Annotated in this window: 19 protein-coding genes and 1 pseudogene; 7 read left to right on the top strand and 13 right to left on the bottom strand. The window is 69.9% G+C overall.

The features are described 5' to 3' along the window. Nucleotides 1–80 precede the first annotated feature (80 nt). Nucleotides 81–1,196 carry an ADP-ribosylglycohydrolase family protein gene (locus tag ACFVKT_RS20805; protein ID WP_385733535.1) on the top strand — a complete coding sequence of 372 codons (1,116 nt, stop codon included), beginning with the start codon at nucleotides 81–83 and terminating at the stop codon, nucleotides 1,194–1,196. 112 nt (nucleotides 1,197–1,308) lie between these two features. Here ACFVKT_RS20805 and ACFVKT_RS20800 read toward each other — a convergent pair whose 3' ends face one another. Next, nucleotides 1,309–2,853 carry a sodium:solute symporter family protein gene (locus ACFVKT_RS20800; RefSeq protein ID WP_385733533.1) on the bottom strand — a complete coding sequence of 515 codons (1,545 nt, stop codon included), beginning with the start codon at nucleotides 2,851–2,853 and terminating at the stop codon, nucleotides 1,309–1,311. 209 nt (nucleotides 2,854–3,062) lie between these two features. Then, nucleotides 3,063–3,851: an SDR family oxidoreductase gene (locus tag ACFVKT_RS20795; RefSeq protein WP_385733531.1), complete on the bottom strand. Its 789-nt coding sequence runs from the start codon at nucleotides 3,849–3,851 to the stop codon at nucleotides 3,063–3,065. An 81-nt stretch (nucleotides 3,852–3,932) separates the two neighbouring features. On the opposite strand from ACFVKT_RS20795, the gene ACFVKT_RS20790 reads away from it, so the two are divergent. Continuing rightward, nucleotides 3,933–4,772, top strand: coding sequence for a hypothetical protein (locus ACFVKT_RS20790; protein ID WP_385733529.1), 840 nt, complete (start codon nucleotides 3,933–3,935; stop codon nucleotides 4,770–4,772). 148 nt (nucleotides 4,773–4,920) lie between these two features. On the opposite strand, the gene ACFVKT_RS20785 is transcribed toward ACFVKT_RS20790, so the two are convergent. From ACFVKT_RS20785 to ACFVKT_RS20775, 3 genes are all read right to left on the bottom strand, one after another. Next, complete coding sequence (locus ACFVKT_RS20785; RefSeq protein WP_385733528.1) at nucleotides 4,921–5,130, bottom strand: DUF397 domain-containing protein; 210 nt, start codon at nucleotides 5,128–5,130, stop codon at nucleotides 4,921–4,923. 257 nt (nucleotides 5,131–5,387) lie between these two features. Beyond that, complete coding sequence (locus ACFVKT_RS20780) at nucleotides 5,388–6,245, bottom strand: helix-turn-helix domain-containing protein (RefSeq protein WP_385733527.1); 858 nt, start codon at nucleotides 6,243–6,245, stop codon at nucleotides 5,388–5,390. A 464-nt stretch (nucleotides 6,246–6,709) separates the two neighbouring features. Beyond that, complete coding sequence (locus ACFVKT_RS20775; protein ID WP_385733526.1) at nucleotides 6,710–7,465, bottom strand: GPP34 family phosphoprotein; 756 nt, start codon at nucleotides 7,463–7,465, stop codon at nucleotides 6,710–6,712. A 256-nt stretch (nucleotides 7,466–7,721) separates the two neighbouring features. Here ACFVKT_RS20775 and ACFVKT_RS20770 point away from each other — a divergent pair, with 256 nt between their 5' ends. Then, on the top strand, nucleotides 7,722–10,751 hold the full coding sequence (locus tag ACFVKT_RS20770) for a serine hydrolase (RefSeq protein ID WP_385733524.1): 3,030 nt from the start codon (nucleotides 7,722–7,724) through the stop codon (nucleotides 10,749–10,751). 241 nt (nucleotides 10,752–10,992) lie between these two features. Then, nucleotides 10,993–13,008, top strand: a complete 2,016-nt coding sequence (locus ACFVKT_RS20765; RefSeq protein WP_385733522.1) for an MFS transporter — start codon at nucleotides 10,993–10,995, stop codon at nucleotides 13,006–13,008. A 169-nt stretch (nucleotides 13,009–13,177) separates the two neighbouring features. Here ACFVKT_RS20765 and ACFVKT_RS20760 read toward each other — a convergent pair whose 3' ends face one another. From ACFVKT_RS20760 to ACFVKT_RS20740, 5 genes are all read right to left on the bottom strand, one after another. Then, nucleotides 13,178–14,035 (bottom strand): MerR family transcriptional regulator, encoded by an 858-nt coding sequence (locus tag ACFVKT_RS20760; RefSeq protein WP_385734208.1) that lies wholly within the window; start codon nucleotides 14,033–14,035, stop codon nucleotides 13,178–13,180. Nucleotides 14,036–14,160: 125 nt separating this feature from the next. Next, nucleotides 14,161–14,448, bottom strand: coding sequence for a DUF6355 family natural product biosynthesis protein (locus tag ACFVKT_RS20755; RefSeq protein ID WP_385733520.1), 288 nt, complete (start codon nucleotides 14,446–14,448; stop codon nucleotides 14,161–14,163). 287 nt (nucleotides 14,449–14,735) lie between these two features. Next, nucleotides 14,736–15,233, bottom strand: coding sequence for a glutathione peroxidase (locus ACFVKT_RS20750; RefSeq protein WP_385733518.1), 498 nt, complete (start codon nucleotides 15,231–15,233; stop codon nucleotides 14,736–14,738). A gap of 9 nt (nucleotides 15,234–15,242) precedes the next feature. Then, nucleotides 15,243–16,181 (bottom strand): LLM class F420-dependent oxidoreductase, encoded by a 939-nt coding sequence (locus ACFVKT_RS20745; RefSeq protein ID WP_385733516.1) that lies wholly within the window; start codon nucleotides 16,179–16,181, stop codon nucleotides 15,243–15,245. A 7-nt stretch (nucleotides 16,182–16,188) separates the two neighbouring features. Next, a complete protein-coding gene (locus ACFVKT_RS20740; protein ID WP_385733514.1) occupies nucleotides 16,189–16,959 on the bottom strand; it encodes an ABC transporter ATP-binding protein in 771 nt (256 codons plus the stop codon). Between the two features lie 181 nt (nucleotides 16,960–17,140). On the opposite strand from ACFVKT_RS20740, the gene ACFVKT_RS20735 reads away from it, so the two are divergent. Together ACFVKT_RS20735 and ACFVKT_RS20730 are read left to right on the top strand one after the other, a co-directional pair. Then, entirely contained in the window at nucleotides 17,141–18,193 is a 1,053-nt protein-coding gene (locus ACFVKT_RS20735; protein WP_385733512.1) for an ABC transporter substrate-binding protein, read from the top strand. A gap of 160 nt (nucleotides 18,194–18,353) precedes the next feature. Next, the gene (locus ACFVKT_RS20730; protein WP_385733510.1) at nucleotides 18,354–19,088 is read left to right on the top strand and encodes an ABC transporter permease; all 735 of its coding nucleotides are present in this window, start codon (nucleotides 18,354–18,356) and stop codon (nucleotides 19,086–19,088) included. Nucleotides 19,089–19,103: 15 nt separating this feature from the next. Here the strand turns inward: ACFVKT_RS20730 and ACFVKT_RS20725 are convergent, their stop codons facing one another. Then, a complete protein-coding gene (locus ACFVKT_RS20725; protein WP_385733508.1) occupies nucleotides 19,104–20,099 on the bottom strand; it encodes an ArsR family transcriptional regulator in 996 nt (331 codons plus the stop codon). A 77-nt stretch (nucleotides 20,100–20,176) separates the two neighbouring features. Between ACFVKT_RS20725 and ACFVKT_RS20720 the strand changes: the two genes are divergently transcribed. Next, entirely contained in the window at nucleotides 20,177–21,418 is a 1,242-nt protein-coding gene (locus ACFVKT_RS20720) for an MFS transporter (protein WP_385733506.1), read from the top strand. Here the strand turns inward: ACFVKT_RS20720 and ACFVKT_RS20715 are convergent. Both ACFVKT_RS20715 and ACFVKT_RS20710 read right to left on the bottom strand, forming a co-directional pair. After that, nucleotides 21,380–21,493 (bottom strand): annotated as a pseudogene (locus tag ACFVKT_RS20715) (DUF397 domain-containing protein); the annotation flags it as partial. The gene ACFVKT_RS20720 and the pseudogene ACFVKT_RS20715 overlap by 39 nt on opposite strands. Continuing rightward, nucleotides 21,490–22,275: a Scr1 family TA system antitoxin-like transcriptional regulator gene (locus tag ACFVKT_RS20710; protein WP_385734206.1), complete on the bottom strand. Its 786-nt coding sequence runs from the start codon at nucleotides 22,273–22,275 to the stop codon at nucleotides 21,490–21,492. The pseudogene ACFVKT_RS20715 and the gene ACFVKT_RS20710, both read right to left, overlap by 4 nt. Nucleotides 22,276–22,451 lie beyond the last annotated feature (176 nt).

Below are 22,451 nucleotides of genomic sequence, written 5' to 3'. Positions count from 1 at the left end.
CGTTCCGCCCCTAAACCGACCGTTCCCGTTCGATTACAGTGCTGGCAGTCGGACGTGCGGACGGTGGCTGGGAGGTCTCGGTGGGTGCTACAGCCGGTGCCGTCTGGGGCCGTGCCGAACAGCAGGACTTCCGTAGCCGGGTGCGCGGAACGCTGCTGGGTACGGCCGTCGGCGACGCGCTCGGCGCGCCTCTCGACGGGCTCAGCCTGGAGGAGATCCGGGAGTCCCACGGCGCCGAGGGCCTCACCGACCTGACCTTCGGATACGGCAGACGGGGCGCCGTCACGCATCTCACCCAGCTCACGCTCTTCACCCTCGACGGGCTGGTCCGCGCCCAGGTACGCCGTGACACCGGCGCCTGGCACCCGCCCACCGACCTCCACCGGGCCTACCGCCGCTGGGCCGCGACCCAGAGCGACTGGGGCCCCGACGAACGCCGCAAGGAGGACGGCTGGCTGGCCCGCGAGGAGTGGCTGTACGCCCGCCGCGACCCCGCCCGCTCCTGCCTGCTCGGCTTCGGCGACGAGACCATGGGCACGCTGGACGCCCCCAAGAACCCGGGCGAGCCCGGACCCGAGGCAGCCGCCCGCTCCGCGCCCTTCGGGCTCCTCGTCGGCTGGGAGCCGCAGCTCGTGATGCAGCTCGCCGTCGAGTGCGCCGCGCAGACCCACGGGCACGTGGCCGCCTACCTGTCGGCGGGGGCGTACGCCGTCATCGTGCACGGGCTGGCCCGTGGCGAGAGCCTCGACGGGGCCGTGCAGCGGGCCCAGGGGATGCTGGCCGCGCGCCCGGGGCACCAGCCCGTCACCGAGGCCCTCCAGCACGCCCTGGGCGCCGTACGGCAGGGCATGCCCACGCCGTCCCGGGTCGAGGAGCTCGCGGGGGAGGGTACGGCGGAGCGGTTGCTGTCGGTCGCCGTGTACTGCGCGCTGGTCGGTGAGGACATCCGGCACGGGTTGTGCCTCGCGGTGAACCACGGTGGGGCCTCGGGGGCGGCGGGGGCGCTCACCGGGGGGCTGCTGGGGGCGCTGCACGGCGAAACGGCCCTCCCGCCGGCCTGGCTGGCCGAGCTGGAGGGCCGTCCTACGATGCTCGTCCTGGCGGACGACTTCGCGATGGAGATGACGCAGGGGCCGGCGTTGCACGGGCCCGGGGGGTCGTCCCCGGGGTGGCTCGTCCGGTATCCGCGGGCTTGAGGCGGAGGGTTTTTCGCCCCCTCCGCCCCTTCCCGTCCCGTTTCTGGGGGCTCCGCCCCCAGGCCCCCGTTCGCCCGAAGGGCTCGTCCTCAAACGCCGGACGGGCTGAACGTCAAACGCCGGACGGGCTGGTGGTCGGGATCGCCGCCGCTGCCGAACCCGTACCGCCGTCATCGCTGTTGATCTTCGCGATGAGTTCGTCCCGTTCCGGGGTGTCCTCCGGCTTGATGTAGCCGATGAGGATGTAGAGGACGAGGGAGACCGCGAGCGGAACCGAGATCTGGTACTGGAGCGGCACGCCGCCGTCGACGTTCCAGTTGATCGGGTAGTTGACCAGCCAGAAGGTGAGCAGGCCGACGCCCCAGCTGATCAGGGCGGCGGTGGGACCGCTCTTGCGGAACCAGGGCAGCAGGCCCAGCATCAGCGGGATCGCGATCGGGCCCATCAGTCCGGCGACCCACTTGATGACGACTGTGATGATGTCGCCGAAGAAGTCGGAGTTGACCTGCGTCGCGATGGACATCGACAGACCGAGGAAGAGCAGCGTGGTCAGGCGCGCGGCCAGCAGCCCCGCCCGGGTGTCCCACTCGCGCGCCTTCTGCGAGACGGCGGGCATGATGTCGCGCGTGACGACGGCCGAGATCGCGTTGGCGTCGGAGGAGCACATCGCCATCGTGTGGGAGAAGAAGCCGACGATGACCAGCCCCAGCAGGCCGTGCGGCAGCAGCTTCTCGGCCATCAGCGCGTACGAGTCCGCCGGCACGTCCGTCTTGATGATCAGCGGCGCGACCCACATGGGGAAGAACAGCACCAGCGGCCAGACCAGCCAGAGCGAGGCCGACAGGATGCCCGAGCGGGTGGCGGACTTCGCGGAGTCGGTGGCCATGTAGCGCTGGGCCTGGTTCCACATGCCGCCGTTGTACTCGAAGGTCTTGATGAAGAGATAGGCGATCAGGAAGACCATCATGTACGGGCCGGCCAGCGGCTTGGTGTGGCCCTCCAGCGCGGGGGCGTCCCATACGTTCCAGAGCTGGCTGAAGCCGCCCAGCTCGGACAGCACCGAGACGAGCATCGCGATACCGGCGATGAACTGGATGACGAACTGGCCCAGTTCGGTGAGAGCGTCGGCCCAGAGCCCGCCGACCGTGCAGTAGACGGCCGTCACCGCGCCGGTGATGAGGATGCCCATGTTCAGCGAGACGCCCGTGAACACGGAAAGCAGGGTCGCGATGGCGGCCCACTTGGCGCCGACGTCCACGATCTTCAGCAGCACGCCGGACCAGGCGAGGGCCTGCTGGGTGGGCAGGTTGTACCGGTTCTTCAGGTATTCGAGCGGCGAGGCCACGTGCAGTCGTGAGCGCACCCGGTTGAGCCGCGGGGCGAAGAGCTTCGCGCCGATCGCGATGCCGATGGCGATGGGGAAGGACCAGGTGACGTAGGACGTGACGCCGTAGGTGTAGGCGATCGCCGCGTACCCGGTGAACATCACCGCGCTGTAGCCGGACATGTGGTGCGAGATGCCGGACAGCCACCACGGCATCTTTCCTCCGGCCGTGAAGAAGTCGCTGACGTCGTCCACCCGCTTGTGGGACCAGACGCCGATCGCGACCATCACACCGAAGTAGCCGATGAGCACGGCCCAGTCGAGACTGTTCATATGCCCCCTCCCAGGGTCCGCCTTGTGAACTGCGATAACACACGCGGCACTTCGCCGGTGCAGCCCGAAAAGGCCGCGAAGTGCCCGCTCATCGTGGGTTCGCTGGCATGGCGGCGACAACAGCCCGTATGGTCAAGAGGGAGTAAAAATGTTCTGGTTGCTGACCTCGGTTCACATGAATGAACGACGGAGGGGGGTCACATCGTCGCCTACCGCATCAATTCACCCGCGTTGACCAGCAGTGACTGTCCGGTGATCGCGCGGGCCCGGTCCGACGCCAGGAACACCACGGCATCCGCGACGTCCCCGTCCGTGGCCAGCTCGGGCAGCGCCATCCGCTCGGTGAGCCGCGTCAGCACCTCCGCCTCCGGTACGCCCTCGGTGTGCGCGGTGAACTGGACGTACGCCTGGACCGGCGGCCCCCACATCCAACCCGGCAGCACGGTATTGACCCGTATCCGGTGCGGGCCGAGCTCCCGGGCCAGCGAGTACATCGCGCTCGTCAGCGCCCCCTTGGACGCCGCGTACGCCGCCTGCCACACCTGCGAGGGCGCGGCCACCGCCGACTGCGTCCCGATGACGACGACCGAGCCGCCGCCCGCCTTGAGCGCGGGCAGGCAGGCGCGGGTCATCCGCAGCGTCCCCAGCAGGTTCACATCGATGATCGACTGCCAGGTGGCGAAGTCGGCGTCCTCCAGCCCGCCGAAGTAGCTGTCCCAGGCGGCCACATGGACGACTCCGTCGATCCGCCCGAACCGCTCCACCGCGAGCGCGGCCAGCTCCTCGCACTGCCCCTCGTCCGTGATGTCCGTCGCCCGGTACGCCGAGTGCGCGCCGTCCGGATCGAGTTCGGCCGCGCACTTGGCGAGATTCGCCTCCGTACGTGCCCCGAGGACGGCATTGCCCCCGTCCCGTACGACGGCCGCCGCGACCTGATGACCAAGGCCGGCCCCGACCCCCGACACGACGACGGTCTTCCCCGCGAGCAGTGCTGGCATCGGACGCCTCCCCGGCTATGGCACATTCCCTGACGGGGCGTCAGAGTATGGGCGTCCAACGGAGGAAGGAAGGGGAGTGACGTGAGCGAGGAGACCCGCAGCGAGGTGTACGCGGAGCTGGCCGCCGTCGGCCCGTACGGCGTCCACCCGGGCCACGCCCTGATCACCATGGTCGAACCGCACCCGGGCCACGAGTACGCCTACAACCGCTGGTACGAGGACGATCACTACTACGCTGGCGCGATGGCGATGCCCTGGATGTACGCGGGCCGCCGCTGGGTCGCCACCCGCGACCTCCAACTCCTGCGCCGGCCCGAGAAGTCGGCGCTCGCCCAGCCCGTCACGGCCGGCTGCTACCTCGCCACCTACTGGGTCACCGACGGCCGCTACGACGACCACATGAAGTGGACCGTCGGCATCAACAAACGGCTCAACCGCGACGGGCGCGTCTACCAGGACCGTACCCACGTCTTCACGGCCTTCCAGGACCACGAGGCCACCGTCTACCGGGACGGAGCGGCCGGTCCCCGTGATTTCCACGCCCTGGACCACCCGTACGCGGGCCTGGTGTTGCAGGTCATCGACGCTGAATCCGCCGAGCAGCGCGCCGAGTTGCTGGAGTGGCTGCGCTCCCGGCACCTCCCCAAGCGGCTCGCGGGCTCCCCGTCCGCGCTGGTCACGGTCTTCCGCCCGACCCCGCTCCCCGGCGACCGGATGACGTACGTCAAGCAGGTCGAGGGGGTGGATACGCGGCTGACGCTGCTGTGGTTCCTGGAGGCGGATCCGCGGGACTGCTGGGAGGGGTACTTCGCCGGGACGGACGCGGCGGTGGAGGAATCGGGCCTGGGGAAGGTGGAGTTGGTGGCGCCGTTCATTCCGACGGTGCCGGGGACGGACAAGTACGTGGACCGGCTCCGGTAGAGGATCGCGGAGCCGGGCGGCGAGTTCTCAGGGAAAAAGCCGAGCCCCCTCGGCCAGGACGGCGGGCCAGTCGAGAGGGCTCTGTCGGTGGTGCGTATGCGGTTGGTCGGTGCAGTTGTGGTGGTGGGCGGTGGGTGGTGTCTGTGCATCAGGCGAGGTCGGAAGTACCCCGGCTCACCTCTGCCACGAAGGCGTTCCACGAGCTCGCGGGAAACGCCAGCGTGGGGCCCTGAGGGACCTTGGAGTCCCGGACCGCCATCGCCGCGAGAGCGGGGGACTTGACCTCGACACATGCGCCATTGCCAGTGGAATACGAGGACTTGGTCCAGGTGTTCAGCGTGCCTTGCTGGATTGCCATTTTCACTCCGGTAGCCAGTTGTTGAGTTGCTGTCACCGCACAACGGGTTCCTTCCGGAACGCGCGGTTCGGTTTGCGCCAACGTTGTTGCTTGATGGCGTGATCGACGCTACTCGCCAACATCGGCAGACGAATGAAGCATTCACTCGACCGGATGGCATATTCCAATGGAGCTTCCGCTCAGCTGTGACGAAGGTGTAGAGTCCGGCACCTTCGCGACGGGGGTGCCTCTCTGAGCCCCTCTGAGCCGCGCGAGCCTCAGCGTGCGTAGTCTTTCGCGATGTCCGCGATGAACTGCCGCGACTGCTCCACGTTCAGGGCCTGGGCCCGCAGATGCTCGTACATCACGCTGTATTTCTGGACGTCGTTCGCCTTCTCCAGATACAGGTCGCTGGTGACACCCTCGATGTAGACGACGCTCGAGTCCGCCGCGTCGGGGAACTCCAGGATCGCGTACTGCCCGTTCAGCCCCGGATGCGCGCCCATCTCGAACGGGATCACCTGCACGGTGACATGCGGGAGCTGCGACTGCTCCACGAGGTGTTCCAGCTGCTCACGCATCAGGGAGCGGTTGCCGACGACGCGGCGCAGGGCGGCCTCGTCCAGGACGGTCCACAGGCGGAGCGGGTTCTCCGGGGCGGAGATACGTTCCTGTCGGCGCAGGCGCACCTGGACGCGCTTGTCGATCTCGCCGGTGGCGGTCTCCGGCAGTGCGCCGGCGATGAGGGCCTCCGCGTACGGCCGGGTCTGCAACAGCCCGGGGACGACCTGGGGGTCGTACACCCGCAGGCTCGCGGCGTCCGTCTCCAGACCGATGTAGACGCTGTACGGGATGTCGCCGAAGGAGTGCCACCAGCCCTGCTGGCGTGAGTCCTTGGCCATCTGCATCAGCGAGTCGACGATTCGGACGTCCTCCACCTCGTAGACCCCGCAGAGATCGCGGACGTCTCGCTGGCTGATGGAGCGCCGTCCGTTCTCCAGGCGGCTGATCTTCGACTGGGAGACCAGCAGTCGCTCGGCGACCTCTTCGGCCGTCATGCCCTTGAGCTCACGGAGCCGACGCAGCTCCTGGCCCAGCCGGCGTCGCCGGACGGTGGGATTGACACTTGACGCCACGGGACGTGCACCTCCGGCTGCGAACCTCTACTTTGCGTATCTGCTGTTGAGCAGACTGCCACCAAGGTGCTTTCTACCGCTGGGAAACCGCGGATATGCGCTGGGTAGCCGCCAGTTCGGTGATCTGGCCGGTAGCCGCGCGTGTACGAGCGCGTACATGTGCGGCTGCGGGGGCCCGGGTTGGGGCTCCGAGGCAGGCGTGCGTATGCGCGCGTGCGCACGAAGGGGCGTGCGCATGAAGGGGCGTGCGCATGAAGGGGCGTGCGCATGAAGGGGCGTGCGCATGAAGGGGCGTGAAAATGCGGCCGCGCGGGGCGGTGAGGCCGTGTCGTCGTCCGGACGTACGGTCTCACCGCCCCGCGCGAGCCAGCGGCTCCCGAACCGGTTCCTGGGGACTGCGGTGCGGCGCTGGTGTTGCGGTCATGCGGTGGTGCGGTCCTGCGGTTGTGCCGTGGTACTGCGGCTCAGTGGGCCACGGCGCGCGCCATGGAACTGTGGCGCGGTTGCATCGGAACACCGCGGGCGGGTTCCGGTGCGGGCCTGACTCCGGCGCTGGCCGGACGGCCTGCCGGTGCCGGGCTGCGGCGTGGCTGTGCGGCCACACCGTTCTGGACGTCCATGACCGCGTGTGCCACGAGGCCGCCCATGGGGTCGTGCCTGATCAGATCCCGTAGCCGGGAGCGGGACGAACGTCCCTCATTACCCGGATACAGGTGCTTGCCGAGTCCGACCGCGTGGGCCAGTGCGGCGAGCGCCGCGGTCCGTGGGTCCGGCGGAACGCCGGTACGGATCGCGCTGTCCAGCCGGGCCTTGATCTCCCGGCTGATCGCCGTGTCCGTCGCTTGGTAGCGAGTCGTCGGCAGCACCCCGCACATCTGGCCGGCCACGGCATGAACCATGCCGCACCTCTCCAGATGCGAGAGATAGGTCTGGCGCAGCCCCAGTCGGGGTCCGCCAATCCAGTTCACTGCGCGTACGGGTGCTCCGCGTCGGCGAAGCAGTTCCAACGCACAGTCCAGTGTTGGATCTCCAGTCGGCCGTGGTACGACCACGGCGATACGATCCCCGTCCGGGGCTATCCGTCCGGCCAGCGCCAGCTCCACTAGCTGTGCTCCGGCCAGACCGAGGTCGAGCGACTGCGGCTGTGCGGTGGTACCCGTGGTCGGGTCCAGCGCCAGCAGAAGAAGCTCTTCCGGAATTGATCTGCGGCTCCTGCCCATCCATGCCTCCCCGCGTGGATGAATGACAGGGTGACCCCTCTCACATTCATCTGTCGAGAGGGCGTGACCGGTTCGTAGTGGAACCGGTAGGTATGTCGTTCTCGTCTACCGCGGAGGACAAGCCCCCACACAGGACACTGGTACATGGTTCGGACAGCGGTGTCCGGGCGGCGGGTCAAGGGTTTTCGCGGGTTTTTACGGCTTTTCACGGTTCGGATGGGCGCACTGCGGGTGTGCGCCGCAGGAGGAGGCATCGGTGGCGGGCGAGTCCCCCGACAGGTCGAAGCAGCACGAGTCGTCGGCAACGGCGTCGTCGGGAGAACCGACGTCGGGGACGGCGGCCGCGGTTCCCGGTCCGACGCGGGGGGCGGGGCCGGTCTCGGCTTCGGCCCCGGCCGACCCGCGCATGGCGATGGCCCGCGACAGGGCCGCCACGGTGCGGGTGGATCGGGCCACGGCGGTGTTCTCGACGCGGGCACTGAGGGACGGGGCGGCCGGGTCCGACGAGGTGGTCGGGTCCGACGAGGTGGTCGGCTCCGGCGGGTCGGGAGGATCGGCCGGGTCGGACGGTGCGGGCTCCGGCGGTTCGTCGCGTTCGGGCCGGTCCGGTGAGGCCGGCCCCGGGCCGGAGGGGGCCCAGGGCGGTGTCCCCGGCGACGGGCGTCTCCGGGCTGCCGTTGCCGCCTGGGTGGCGACCGCCGATGACGACGCGGAGGCTCCCTCGGGGGCTGCCGGCGCGGGTACGAAGGCCGGCGCCGGCGCGGACGTTGAGGGTGACGGGGGTGCGGGGAGCGCCGCGTCCGCGTCCCTGTCCGTGTCCGTGTCCGGTGCGGTGTCCACGCGGGGCGTGGACGTCGCCGCCGCGGACGCGGAGGCGAGGGGCGATGGTGGTCCGGCTGATGGTGGTCCGGCTGGTGGTGGCTCCTCTGCGAACGACGCCTCCGTCCTTGGCGGTACGACGGACGCCGCCGGGGAGTCGGAGGACGACGCCCTGCCCGAGGCGGGGGCCGAGGCGGAGGCCGCCGACGGGGCCGCGATCGCGCCCGGCGACGTGACGGAGGGCGCTCCCGAATCCGGGGCCGCCGACGAGCCGCAGGCTGCCGCTGACGCCGAGAGAGCGCCCTCGGGCACGCCCGCTGACGCCACGCCTGCTGGCGCCGGTGCCGAGCCTGCTGACGCCGAGCCCGGCGGCGGTGCCCAGCTCGCTGACGCCGAGCCTGCTGACGCCGAGCCTGGCGCCGGTGCCGAGCTCGCTGACGCCACGCCTGCTGACGCCGAGCCCGGCGGCGGTGCCGAGCCTGCTGACGCCGAGCCCGGCGGCGGTGCCGAGCCCGCTGACACCACGCCCGCTGACGCCGAGCCTGGCGCCGGTGCCGAGCCCGCTGACGCCACGCCCGCTGACACCAAGCCCGATGACGCCGAGCCCGCTGACACCAAGCCCAAAGCGGACGCCTCGCCGTCCGAGGCGGCCCCCGAGGCCGAGAGCGCCTCCGTGCGTGACACCGACGCCGACCCGAAGGCCGCCGGGCGCGCCCCTGGCAAGGCCACAGACGACGCCGCGGCGCCCAGCCCGAACGGGTCCCCGGTCGGCTCCCCGAAGGCCCCCTCCGAGGATCCCCGGGTGGACCAGCCCACCGCCGTCTTCAAGGCGCCTCGCCCCCCGGCGGTGGACCAGCCCACCACCATGCTCAAGCTGGGCGACACCAAGCCGCCCACCGAGCCCACCGACAAGCCCAAGGCGAAGCCCCAGCCCGAGCCCACCGACAGGCGGCCCGCCCCCGGCTCCAACCCCAACCCCGAGGCCCCCGCCGAACGCACCAGCAAGTTCGTCGCCCTCAAACCCCTCGACGAGCCGGCCCAGGTGAGGCCGAAGCCCGCTCCTGGTGCCCCGGGTGCCACGGGTGCCCCCGGTGGCACCGCAGCCCTGCCTCAGGTCGGCCCCGAGCGTCCCCAGGTCGGCCCGGAGCGCACCACGCAGCAGCCGCTGCCCCCCAAGCCGCCGCTGGACCTGCTGGCGGAGCTGACGAACACGCCGCCGCCCGCGCAGACGCCGGTGCGGACGATCGTGCGGCGGGTCAAGATCTGGACCCCGCTGGTCGTGCTGCTCGCCGTGATCTTTGCAGTCGTACAGGCCGTACGGCCGCTCCCGGCGGCGGCCCTCACGCTCACCGCCGACGCGACCTACACGTTCGAGGGCGGCACACTCGACCTCCCCTGGCCGGGTCAGGGCCAGTCGGCGATCGAGGTCGAGGGTGTCGGCAGCCTCGGTACCGACGGCAAGCAGACGTCCGCGCCCATCGCGAGCGTCGCGAAGATCATGACGGCGTACGTGATCCTTCAGGACCACCCGCTGAAGGGGAACGAGGGCGGCGAGAAGATCACCGTCGACCAGCAGGCCGAGGACGAGTCGAAGAACGAGGACGAGTCGACGGCGGCCATGACGAAGGGGCAGCAGTTCACGGAGCGGCAGATGCTCCAGATGCTGATGATCCCGTCGGGGAACAACGCGGCACGGTTGCTGGCCCGTTGGGACTCCGACAGCAAGACCTTCGTCGGCAAGATGAACGCCGCCGCCAAGAAGCTCGGCATGACGAACACGACGTACACGGACCCGAGCGGTCTGGAGAAGACGACGGTGAGCACCGCCACCGACCAGCTCAAGCTGGCCAAGGCGGTCATGCAGAACGAGGTGTTCAGCAGCATCGTCGGGATGGCCAGCGCGACGATCCCCGGGCTCGACGGCACCATCTACAACAACAACGACCTGCTGGTGAAGCAGGTAGGCGTGACCGGCCTCAAGACGGGTTCGTCGACGCCGGCCGGCGGCAACCTGGTGTGGGCCGCGACCAAGACCGTGGACGGCAAGACGCAGACGGTCTACGGCGCGGTCCTCGGCCAGAACGCGGGCACGGGCAAGGTCTGGGACAGCCTCCAGTTGGCCCTCACCAACAGCCAGAAGCTGATCGACAAGGTCCAGAAGAGCCTGACCTCGGCGATGGTGGTGAAGAAGGGTGAGGTCGTCGGTTACGTGGACGACCAGCTCGGCGGTCAGACCCCCGTCGTGGCCACCAAGGACATGACGGCGGTCGGCTGGCCCGGTCTGAAGACGAAGCTCGCGATCGGCACCGCCGGCGGCGATACGGTTCCGCACTCCGGCAAGGCGGGCACGGTCGTCGGCGAGCTGACGGTCGGCGACGGTTCCGACCACGCCGTGGCGATTCCCGTCGCGCTCCAGTCGGACCTCGCCGAACCGGGCTTCGGCGCCAAGCTGACCCGCGTCGGCTGACACGCGCCAAGCTGACGCGGATCGGCTGAGATACGCCAAGCCGACCCGCGTCAGCTGAACGGGCGTACGCCGAAGGGCGCGGCGAACGCCGCGTGAACGCCCCCCGAACGCCCCGCACCCCGCCGATGACGCCCCACCCGGGCGCTCACCGGCGGGGTGCGTGCTAGCGTCGCTAAGCGGCCTGGTCGCGGGCCGCGGGTCCCGGCCGAGAACGGAAAACGGGACACGGGAGTGCCTTGCAGTGGCGACAGCGGAGCCGACACACGCCGACGACGCCGATCCGGGCAGCCCAGGATCAGGCCCGCGAATACCGCTGACCGCCGGTAAGCGGAACGGCGAACCCCGCCCGCAAGACGCCGAGTTCCGCACCCAGAACGGCGCGTCCCGCACCCAGAACACCGAACGCCCCCCGCAGGACACCAAGCCCCGTACACAGGACACCGGACCCCGTACACAGGACACCGAACCCCGTCCGCAGGCCGACGAATCTCGCCCGACGGACACCGAACCCCCCACCCCCGACGAGACGCCGGCGTCCCGCGCCCCCCTGCTGACCCGTCTCCTCCGCCACCCCATCATCGTCGCCACCGTCGTAGCCGGCGTGCTCCACGTCGTTTGGTTCTTCACGTTCGCGAACAGTGGCGGGGACCTGGCGGCGCAGGACGCGTGGGCGGAGTTCGTGGGGCAGCATCCGGACTCGGCGTACAACCTCGCCTGGTACGGCGGGATGCACCCGGTGTCGTACAGCGTGGTGTCGCCGTATCTGATGTCGGTGCTCGGCGTCCGTACGACGATGATGATCGCGGGGACGCTCTCGGCGAGCCTGCTGACGCTGATCCTCATCCGCAGCCGGGCGGTACGGCAGCCGCTGTGGCCGGCCCTCGCGGGCGTGTTCGCGCTGCTCTGCAACGCCGCCTCGGGCCGGGTGACGTACGGCCTGGGCATGCTGTTCGGGCTCGCCGCGGTCGCCGTCGTCTTCTGCTGGCCGTACCGCTGGCGCTACAAACGCTGGGCGAAGGCCCTGTGCGCGGCGCCGCTCGCCGCGCTCGCCACCGCCTCGTCGCCGGTGGCCGGCCTGTTCGTCGGCCTGGTCGCGGTGGCTCTCTTCCTCCAGAAACGCCGCCCGGGCGCGTACGCCCTCGGTATCGCGCCGGCCGTCGTGGTGGCCCTCTCGGCCTGGCTGTTCCCCTTCTCCGGCACCCAGCCGATGGCCATCGGCTCGGCGTCACTGCCGTTCCTGTCGGCCGTGGTCGTCTACTTCCTGGTCCCCAAGGAGTGGAAGACGGTACGGATCACGGCAGCGGTGTACGGCCTCTCCGTACTCCTCGTCTGGCTGATCAGCTCCCAGATCGGCTCCAACATCACGCGCCTGTCGATGCTGTTCGCGGGCGTCGTGCTGATGGCCGCGCTGCCGTTCACGATGCCGCGCTCGCGCAAGTGGTACGCCATCGTCCTCGCCTTCGCCGGATTCACCGGGTGGATCGGCTTCAAGTCGGTCGACGACGTCGTGCATACGACACCGGCGGCGTCCTGGGCACGCGAACTCGCCCCGCTGATCAACGAGCTCCAGGTCGTCGGCGCCGAGAAGGGCCGGGTGGAGGTCGTCCCCTCCCGCTCCCACCGGGAGGCCTCCGCCCTCGCCCCGTACGTCAACCTCGCCCGCGGCTGGAACCGCCAGGCCGACATGGAGCGCAACCCGCTCTTCTACGACGACACCCTCAACTCCGCGAACTACCACGAGTGGCTCCAGCGCTGGGCCGTCCACTACGTGGTGCTGCCGAAGGGGGAGCTGGACGGCGACGGCGGTGAGCGCGAACGCGAGCTGGTCCAGCGCGGGATGCCGTACCTCAAGCAGGTCTGGGGCGACGCCAACTGGCAGCTCTTCACCGTCACCGACCCCGCGCCGCTCGCCGAGCCCAACGCCGTCGTCGACCGCGCCGAACAGGGCGAGATGACCCTTCATGTGAAGAAGGCGGGCCGGATCCTCATCCGCATTCCGTACTCCCCGTGGCTGAGCATCGTCGACGCCGAGGGCAAGAGCCTCAAGCCTCCCCAGGAGACCGAGGCCTCCAAGAACCGCGAGGACGACGACACCCCGAAGACCTACGACAACCTCAACGGCTGCCTCACCCAGGCCCCGGAGAACGCCACGGGCGACAAGTGGACGGTACTCCTGGCCCCGAGGCCGGGGACTTACCGCCTTGCGGCGCCCTACCAACTCCCACGGGGGACCCCGTGCCCGGAGGAGCTGAAGTAGGTCCCCTTCCACCCGCTCCGGCGGGGCTGAGATCTTTCAGTCCGTCCGGCGTCTGAGGACGAGCGCGTTCAGCGCGACAGCGGGGGTCTGGGGGCGGCAGCCCCCAGGAGCAAGGGACGGGCAGGGGCGGAGGGGGCGAAAAACCGCCCCCCCAACCCCCACCCACCCGTCACCTCACCGGAAACGCCACATCACACACCGCGTCCTCCGGCCCGGCCGCATCCCAGTCCGCGAAGTACACCTCCCGGCAGGGACCGTCGTACGACAGCCCCTGCGCGGCCATCCACTCCTCGACCGCCTCGAACGCGGCGAGAATCTGCGGATGGGCGACCTGCGCCTTGGTGATCCGTGTGTACGCGAGCCGCCGCGCCGGCTCGACCCGCACCCGGGTCTCCCACGCACGCCCCTGCGACGAAGCCCACGCCCGCGCGGCGGCCTCGTCAGCGACAGGCACGCACGACTCGGCGGGCCCGTCACTCTCCTGTGACACCTCCGCGTGGTAGACGACGAAGGGCGCCGCGGTCACCCCACCGCAGGCGCGCGCCGCCTCCTCCAGCCGCCCGAGCGACGCCGGGATCCACGTCGGCAACTCGGTGGCGAGCGTGTGCCGAGACTCCGTCAGCACCACCTGCTCGGGCACGTCCACCGTCTCGATCACGAACTTCTCGTACATCTCGGAACTCCTCCCCGACAACCGTCCACGGAGGTACTCGGCAAGCGTCCGCTGCGACGCGAACCGCGCCTCCGCGTCCGCCCAGTACGAGTCGAGCAGCGCGGCGGCCGAGGAGCCGCCCGCGGCATCACCGGCCTCGACAACCTCGGCGATCCGCGCGAGCGGCATGTCGAGCTGGCGCAGCAGCGCGACCACGCGGGCGCGTTCGACCTGGTCGGCGCGGTAGTAGCGGTAGCCGCTGACCTCGTCGACGTGCGCCGGGGCCAGCAGCCCGAGCCGGTCGTACAGCCGAAGTGCCTTGGGCGAGAGCCGCGACCGGGCGGCGAACGCGCCGATCGTGAGCAGTTCACCCATGTGGTGAGCGCGTTCGGAACGTTCCTGGTCCACGAGCCCATCCTCCGTCACCGGGCGCCTTCCGCCCGGTGACACAGGACGGTCGTCCCTGCCCCAGGGGCAAGGTCAACCGATGCGGGGCCGGATCAACACGTACGCCCGACGTAGTACGCGCCGTCGATCTTGCTGGAGCGGCCGAGCCAGGAGTTGCCGGGGCCCACGCACTTCTCGTAGTTGGGCCCGAACACCTCCACCTCGATGACGACGCGCGAACCGTCGCTGGTGCAGTGGTTGTAGAACGCGTCGCTGCCGGTGGCGTAGAACCCGCAGGGGTTGGCGGCCGCCGTGGCCGGTACACCGACGACGAGCGCCAGGGCACTGGCGGCGGGAAGCACGGCGGCGATGACAGTGGGCAGGAAGCGGCGGACGCTCATGGACGATCTCCTTGGGAGGCGAAGTGCCAGGTCCCGAGCCGGAAGGCCCGGACACAGGCAGCTTCGATGATCACCAATCCATGGGCCCAGCGTTTTTCACGTACGGAGTACGCGGTTCACGCTTCCGGGTGCTCCCGCTGCCGGATCAGATGCCCGGCCGCCGCCGACCTGCCGACCTGCCGACCTGCCGACCTGCCGATCCTGCCGACCTGCCGATCCTGCCGACCTGCTGAGCCGATGCCGTCGCACGATGCCCTCGGCCGATGACCGCCGCCGGTCCGCTCGACTCAGCCGATCGCCTTCTCCACCGCCGCCACGACCTCCGCGGACTCCGGCTCGACCTGCGGCGAGAACCGTGCCACCACCGAACCGTCCCGTCCGATCAGGAACTTCTCGAAGTTCCAGCGGATGTCACCGCTGTGCCCCTCGGCGTCCGCGGTGTCCACCAGCCGCTCGTACAGCCCGTGCCGCCCGTCCCCGTTCACGTCGACCTTCTCGGTCAGCGGGAAGGTCACGCCGTACGTCGCCGAGCAGAACTCGGCGATCTCCTCGGAGGTCCCGGGCTCCTGCCCCATGAACTGGTTGCAGGGCACCCCGAGCACGGTGAACCCCTGCGCGGCGTACCGTTCCTGCAGCCGCTCAAGGCCCGCGTACTGCGGGGTCAGCCCGCACTTGGAAGCCACGTTCACGATGAGCACGGCCTTGTCCCGGTACTGGCCGAGGTCCGCGGAACCGCCTTGCAGGGAATCGATCTCGACAGCGAGGACAGAGTTGTCAGTAGTCATAAACGGATGCTAACTCCGTTTATCCAGCAGCTGCGGCGCGACCTCGGTGGCCAGCAGTTCCAGGTGGTCGAGGTCGGAGAGGTCGCGCAGGCGGACGTACACGCGGGACGCGCCGAGGTCGGCGTACTCGCCGAGCAGGTCCACGATCCTCGCGGGGGAGCCGTGCAGGGGCTCCTCAGGGGGGAGCCGGGACGGCTCGTGCAGGAGGGCGAGGCGGGCGTCGATCTCCGCCTCGGTGCGGCCGGAGGCGATGCCGAGGCACACCGAGAGGATCAGGGGAGGTCCGCCGACGGCGGCTCTGGCGGCCCGCGCCCCGGCGTACAGCTCGGCGCTCTGCGGGGGTGAGGTGAAGGGCAGGTTGAACTCATCGGCGTAGCGGGCGGCGAGAGCCGGTGTGCGGCGGGGGCCCCGACCGCCCACGATCAGTGGTACCCGGGGCTGCTGTACCGGCTTCGGCAGGGCGGGCGAGTCCGTCAGACGGTAGTGGCGGCCTTCGTACGAGAACTGCTTGCCGGGCGGCGTAGCCCACAGGCCGGTGATCACCTGGAACTGTTCCTCCATCCGCTCGAAGCGCTCGGCGGGCGACGGGAACGGAATGCCGTACGCGCTGTGGTCCAGGGCGAACCAGCCTGCGCCCAGGCCGAGTTCGACCCTGCCGCCGCTCATCGCGTCGACCTGGGCGGCGATGACCGCGAGCGCGCCGGGCTGCCGGAAGGTGGCCGAGGTCATCATCGTGCCGAGACGGATCGTCGAGGTCTCGCGGGCCAGTCCGGCCAGGGTGGTCCAGGCGTCGGTGGGGCCGGGCAGGGCGTCGGTGAAGTGCATGGGGTGGTAGTGGTCGGCGACGAAGAAGCCTTCGAAGCCGCACTCCTCCGCGTGCCGGGCGGCGCGCAGCAGTTCGTCGTACGTGGCCCCGTGGTACGGCTCGGTGAAGACGCGCAGCTCCATCTCGCGCTCACACTCCTGACTTGTGGCTGGCGAGCAGCAGTTCGTGGAGTTCGGCGCGGCAGCGGGCGAGTTCGGTGGCGTGGGCGTCGTGGCCCAGGGACCGCGGCCGGGGGACCGGCACGTCCAGGACCGTGCGGACCTGGCCCGGGCGCGGGCTGAGCACCACGACCCGGTCGGCGAGCAGGACCGCCTCCTCGATGGAGTGGGTGACGAGGACGACGGTGGAGCCGTGCTCCATGTGCACGCGTTGCAGCACCTCGCACAACTCCTCGCGGGTCAGGGCGTCCAGGGCCGAGAAGGGCTCGTCCATCAGCATGACGCGGGGGCGCTGGATGAGGGAGCGGCACAGTGCCACCCGCTGTTGCATGCCGCCTGACAGTTCGTGCGGCAGGCGTTTGTGGAAGGGGGTGTCGAGGCCGACCGTTGCCAGCAACTGGCTTGCGTCTTGCCGGTGTTCGGGGCGGGGGCGGCCGTGCACCTCGATGGGCAGCAGTACGTTGTCGAGCACCGACCGCCAGGGCAGCAGGGCGGGGCGCTGGAAGAGGATGGCGACGTCCCGGCGGGGTTCGCGCACCGGCTCGCCGTCGACCCGTACCTCGCCGGAGGTGGCAGGGAGCAGTCCCGCGATCACCCTCAGCAGGGTGGACTTGCCGCAGCCGGAGCGGCCCAGAACGGCGAGGAACTCACCCTCGTCCACGTCCAGTTGGATGCCGTGCAGGGCTTCCACGGTCCCCCTGCGGCCGTCGAAGCTCTTCGACACACCGCGTACTCGGATCACGGGAGCCCCCAACACCGGTTCACCTGTAGTGGGCGGTACGAGCAGCGGAAACAGCGGTATGACCGTAGGGCCGAGGATAGATCGGCTCGTCCCGTGATCAACCGGTCGCTCAATGTTTGTTACATGACAACCGCCTCTGTGGTCTCGACAACTTTTCCTCCAGCGACTCCACTTGATTTCCATGAGCCTTTGCATTTCGAAAAGGACATCACGACTGCTCGCCGCATTCCTGGCCGTCCTCATGACGGCGGCGCTCTCCACGGCCTGCGGCTCCGACGACGACAGCGAGAACGGCGGCGGCGCCTCCGGCGGCTCCGCTCCCGACAAGGTCACCTACATCACCGGCTTCGGCACCTTCGGCCGCGAGGCATACGCCTATGTGGCCCAGGACAAGGGCTACTTCAGCGACGCGGGCGTGACCGTCAGCATCCAGCCCGGCCAGGGCAGCGGCAACAGCCTGGCCGCGCTCGCCGGCGGCAGCGCACAGTTCGCCCCCGTCGACCTCAGCAGCACCATCATGCAGCTCGGCGACGGCAAGGTCTCCGGGGTCACGGCGGTCGCGGCCGTCCACCAGACCACGGACGCGGCGGTCATGGCGCTGGCCGACAGCGGCATCAGCGAACCGGCCGACCTGGAGGGCAAGAAGATCGCCGACCCGGCCGGGTCGGTCATCGGCGCCCTCTTCCCCGCGTACGCCAGGCTCGCGGGCATCGACGCCGAGAAGGTCGAATTCGTCGCCCTGGAAGCCCAGCAGCTCGGGGTCAATCTGGCCACCGGTTCGGTCGACGCAGTCGGGCAGTACCGGGTGGGCCGCCCCAACATCGAGAACGCGGTCAAGGGCAAGGAGGTCGTCGTCCTGCCTTTCGGCGAGTACCTCACCGAGAGCTACGGCGCCGCGATCACGACGACCACGAAGATCGCCGAGGACGATCCCGACCTGGTGAAGCGATTCACCACGGCGCTGTTCAAGGGCATGCGCTACGCCATCGACCATCCCGACGAGGCCGCCGCGCTGATGGCCGAGAAGTTCCCGACGCTGAACAAGGAGACCGCCGCCGCCGAGATCGAGCTCGTCGGCACCGCCGTACAGCCGAAGGAGGACGGCGCACCGATCGGCACCATGGACCCCGAGCGCGTCGCCGGGGCGATCAAAGCGCTGGAGGACGCGGGAGCCGTGAAACCCGGGCTGACGCCCGAGGAGTTGGTCTCCTTCGACCTGGTGCCGAAGTCCTGACGTGAGCCGAGGTTCTGACGTGAGCCGAGGTTCTGACGTGAGCCGAAGTCCTGACGTGAGCGGCGGTGCCGAGGGGCCCCGAGATTCTGACGTGAGGCGCGGCCCCGACGTGCCCCGGGGCTCACAAGTATTCAGGCGGGCAGGGGAGTTCGGCTGGCCGGTGCTCGGGCTGGCGACGGTGGTCGGAGCCTGGGCGCTCGCCGCGGCCGTCCTCGACGTACCGGAAATCATCCTGCCGTCCCCCGCGGCCGTCCTCGACGCCTTTCTCCGCGTCCCCGGCTATCTGCTGGACGAGGCGATGGGCACGCTCCTGGTCATCGTGCTGGGATTCGCGCTGGCCGTGGGCGCGGGGCTGGTGATCGGGGTGGCGATCGCGGCTTCCCGGATCGTGGAGCTGATGTTCGCGCCGCTCCTGGTGGCGTTCAACGCGGTGCCCAAGGTGGCGCTGGCCCCGCTCCTCGTGGTGTGGATGGGATTCGGCTCGCAGCCGAAGGTGGTCATGGCGCTGCTCGTCTGCTTCTTCCCCATCGTCCTGTCGGTCGCGAGCGGACTCACCTCGACGCCGGTCGAACTCGTCGAGCTGGCAAGGTCGTTGCGTGCCTCCCGCGTCCAGACCTTTCTGCGCTTCCGCTTTCCCAGTGCGCTGCCTCAGATCTTCGTCGGGCTGAAGGTGGCCATGCCGCTCGCGGCCGTCGGCGCGGTCATCGGCGAGTTCAGCGCCGGCGACGAGGGCCTCGGTTTCGTCATCATGCAGTCCGGGGCGAACTCGGACACGGCAATGGCGTTCGCCGCGATCGGGCTCCTCGGGGTGATGAGCGTGGCACTGTTCTACGCCCTCGTGCTGGCGGAGCGGACACTGCTGCCGTGGCTGAGGGAGACGACGTCCCAGCGGTAGGCCGCACAAAGGTAGTTACTGCGAGGCGGGCGAGTCCCTGTCCTCCCGCTGCGCCTTGACCAGGACCTCCCCGGCAGGGGCGCGGAAGTAGAGCACCGAACGCCCCGCCCGCCGCCGCTCCACGAGCCGCGCGTCCAGCAACACCTTCAGATGCCGCCCGACCGAACCCAGCCCCTGCCCGGTCACGGCGACCAACTGGCTTGTGGACATGGGGGAGTCGAGGAGTACGAGGATGCCGGCACGGGCGGTTCCGAGGAGCGCGCCCAGGCTCGCGGGCACGGCCGCCTCGTCCACGGCGCCGGCCAGCGCGCCCGCGCACGGGTAGATGACCGCGTACCGATGCGGCTCCTCCCAGGAGACCCACCCGATGCGCTGCGGCGTGACCGGTACGAAGAAGAGCTGCGCGCCGGAGATCTCGCGGGGCGGGTACTCGTGCAGGTTGACCTGGAGCCGGTTGCCGCCGAGCCACCGCGTCCCCGGCCGCAGTGCGTCGAGCGCCGCCGCCCAGCCTCCCTGGCTCAACTGCGCGGTTCGCGCGACCACATCGGCCTGCAGGACGCGCCGCCGACGGTCCCAGTACGGGCGTACGGTCTCCTCCCACACGTAGGTGAGGAGGTCGGCGGCGCGCCCCGGAAGGTCGTCGCGGTCGAGGCGGGCGGGGAGCGGGCCGCGCAGGGAGAGAGCGAGGTGCTCGCGCGCCGCCCCTGGGGAGACCGCGCGCACCCGCTCCACCTCCTCCTCGAAGGCCACCCCGTCGTCGCGCGGGGTGGGTGTGAGGAAGTCGGCGATCCAGTCCCGGCCGAGCCCGGAGCGGATGAGCAGCGTGGTGACGGGGTCGGCGGCCAAGTGGCGCTTGTAGGAAGGGAGATGGGCGCGCAACCAGGCACGCTCACCGGGGTGTGAGGCAGCTTCCGCGTGCAGCATTTTCAGGCTCGCGAAGGTCTCGGCGAGCGGCGACAGCACGAAGCGGCTCCCGGCGAGGGTGTCGGCGTTGACCTGCCACCAGCCCATGTACTCAACACCCCCTGATGTTTCGCTCCTACGCGAAACAATAACGGCCGCCGCACCCCCCACCCCAGAATCCGCGCATGCGCAGCTACTCCGATCTCTTCCGCACCCGGGAGTTCACCCCGCTCTTCCTCTCCTCCGCGCTCCACTCGACGGCCTCGACGATCGGCGGCCTGGCCATCGGAACGCTGGTGTACAAGGCGACCGAATCACCGCTGCTCTCGGCGGTGAGCATGTTCGGGCCGCAGCTCGCCCAGGTCGTCGGCGCGACCACCTTGCTCTCGGCGGCGGACCGGCTGCCGCCCCGCTCGACGATGACGGGCATCGCCCTGTCCTTCGCCCTCGGTACGGCGGCGATGGCGATACCCGGCCTCCCGCTCTGGACGCTCTTCGCCCTCATCGCGATCCTCGGCCTGATCTCCTCGCTCGGCGGCGGAGTCCGCTGGGGCCTGCTGAACGAGATCCTGTCCAAGGACGGCTATCTGCTGGGCCGTTCGGTCTTCAACATGGTCAACGGCTTCACACAGATCGCCGGCTTCGCCACGGGTGGTGTGCTCGTGGCGGTGCTGTCACCGAGGGCCACGCTCGGGATCGCGGCGGTCCTGTACCTGGCGGCGGCCCTGGTCACCCGCCTCGGCCTGTCCCACCGCGCCCCGAGAGCCGCCGGCCGCCCGTCCATCGCCCAGACCTGGCGCACCAACGCCATCCTGTGGTCCTCGCCCCCGCGCCGCAGGACGTACCTGCTCCTCTGGATCCCCAACGGTCTCGTCGTCGGCTGCGAGTCCCTGTTCGTGTCCTACGACCCCGACCGCGCCGGCCTGCTCTTCGCCTGCGGCGCGTTCGGGATGTTCGTCGGCGACGTGCTGACCGGCCGCTTCATCCCACCGCCGGTCCGCCGCCGTCTGGGCATCCCGTTCCTACTGCTCCTGGCCACGCCGTACCTGCTCTTCGCACTCCGCCCGGGTACGGCGATCGCGGCGGCCTGCATCGCCCTCGCCTCCGTCGGCTTCGGCGCGAGCCTGATCCAGCAGGAACACCTGATGGCCCTCACCCCGGACGAGCTGAGCGGCCACGCCCTCGGACTGCACTCCTCAGGCATGCTCACCATGCAGGGCGTGAGCGCGGCGGTGGCGGGCGCGGTCGCTCAACTGACGTCGGCCGGTACGGCGATGACCGCCATGGCGGCGGCGTCGATCGCCGTGACGGTGACCCTCTCAGTCGCGGGCAAGCGTGAGGAACGCCGTCCAGGTGGCCGGGGTGACGGCGAGGGCCGGGCTGTCGTCGGGGCTCTTGGAATCGCGGATGTGGATGGTTTGGGGTGAGGTGGCGACCTCAAGGCACTGGCCGCCCTGTTCGCTGCTGTAGCTCGACTTGAACCACTGAAGTGCGGTGCTCATTGCTCTCCTAGCAGACGGTCCAACAGGCGCCTGGTCTCCAGGGGGTTGAGCGCCTGTGTCCGCAGCATCGCATATTTGCGTTCAAGGACGGACACCTCGTCGGGGTCGGCCACCAGTCGGCCTTGGCGTTGGCCTTCGATATAGGCCACGCGCTGGTGGTCAGCGGTTTCGATGAGCGTGAAAGGACCAGCGAGTCCGGCGTGAAAGTCACGACCGACCGGCATGATCTGGAGGGTGACGCCCGGTAGATCGGCGCACTCGCGCAGGCGGCGCAGCTGTTCGTAGTAGACCTCGTCTCCGCCCAGGCGGTCCATGACGGTCACCTCGGAGACGATGAAGCTGGCCGTCGGCGGCTCTGCCCGCCCGAGCACCTCCTGCCGCTCGACCCGCGCCGCGACCCGCTGGGCGATCTCGTCCTCGGTGAGGGCGGGGACTTCGTTCAGGAAAACCGCCCGAGCGTACGCCGGGGTCTGAAGCAACCCCGGCAACACCTGGTTGTCGTACCAGGAAAGCGCAAGCGCCTCCCGCTCAAGGTCGATGTACTCCTCGGCCCACCGAGGAAACAGATCCACCTCGGGCATGTTCTCCACGGCGACAGCCAACGCCCCCTTGGTATCGAGGAGTTCGTCCAGGAACACCGCGTATTCCAGTCTCAGTGACCGTCTGCCCTGCTCGATCGAGGCGAGGGTCTGCTCGTCGAGCCTCAACTGCTCGGCCAGCTCCCGCTGGGTGTACCCCGCCGTCCTCCGGAAGACGCCGATCAGCGCCCCCACCATCTTCATGGCGGACGCGTTCTTCCTGCGGCCCTTGCCGCTCCCGCTGTTCACCTTGATGAACTCCCCACTCGGGGGCGTACGTTCACCCCAGAACACCCGTACAACGCATTCCGTACGGGTTCACGTGCGCCATGGACACGCCATGAATAGGGGAGCTAGTCTGGCGGCACATTGGCTGGACA

The organism is Streptomyces sp. NPDC127595 (genome assembly GCF_042671685.1).
Taxonomy (GTDB): Bacteria; Actinomycetota; Actinomycetes; order Streptomycetales; family Streptomycetaceae; genus Streptomyces.
This window is presented reverse-complemented; position numbering and strand designations above follow the sequence as displayed.

Excerpts from the sequence above, each read along its gene's own strand:
- ACFVKT_RS20800 (WP_385733533.1), bottom strand. The coding sequence starts at position 2,853 with ATGAACAGTCTCGACTGGGCCGTGCTCATCGGCTACTTCGGTGTGATG.
- ACFVKT_RS20795 (WP_385733531.1), bottom strand. The coding sequence starts at position 3,851 with ATGCCAGCACTGCTCGCGGGGAAGACCGTCGTCGTGTCGGGGGTCGGG.
- ACFVKT_RS20785 (WP_385733528.1), bottom strand. The coding sequence starts at position 5,130 with ATGGCAATCCAGCAAGGCACGCTGAACACCTGGACCAAGTCCTCGTAT.
- ACFVKT_RS20775 (WP_385733526.1), bottom strand. The coding sequence starts at position 7,465 with ATGGGCAGGAGCCGCAGATCAATTCCGGAAGAGCTTCTTCTGCTGGCG.
- ACFVKT_RS20760 (WP_385734208.1), bottom strand. The coding sequence starts at position 14,035 with ATGGGTGAACTGCTCACGATCGGCGCGTTCGCCGCCCGGTCGCGGCTC.
- ACFVKT_RS20755 (WP_385733520.1), bottom strand. The coding sequence starts at position 14,448 with ATGAGCGTCCGCCGCTTCCTGCCCACTGTCATCGCCGCCGTGCTTCCC.
- ACFVKT_RS20750 (WP_385733518.1), bottom strand. The coding sequence starts at position 15,233 with ATGACTACTGACAACTCTGTCCTCGCTGTCGAGATCGATTCCCTGCAA.
- ACFVKT_RS20745 (WP_385733516.1), bottom strand. The coding sequence starts at position 16,181 with ATGGAGCTGCGCGTCTTCACCGAGCCGTACCACGGGGCCACGTACGAC.
- ACFVKT_RS20735 (WP_385733512.1), top strand. The coding sequence starts at position 17,141 with ATGAGCCTTTGCATTTCGAAAAGGACATCACGACTGCTCGCCGCATTC.
- ACFVKT_RS20725 (WP_385733508.1), bottom strand. The coding sequence starts at position 20,099 with ATGGGCTGGTGGCAGGTCAACGCCGACACCCTCGCCGGGAGCCGCTTC.
- ACFVKT_RS20720 (WP_385733506.1), top strand. The coding sequence starts at position 20,177 with ATGCGCAGCTACTCCGATCTCTTCCGCACCCGGGAGTTCACCCCGCTC.
- ACFVKT_RS20710 (WP_385734206.1), bottom strand. The coding sequence starts at position 22,275 with ATGAAGATGGTGGGGGCGCTGATCGGCGTCTTCCGGAGGACGGCGGGG.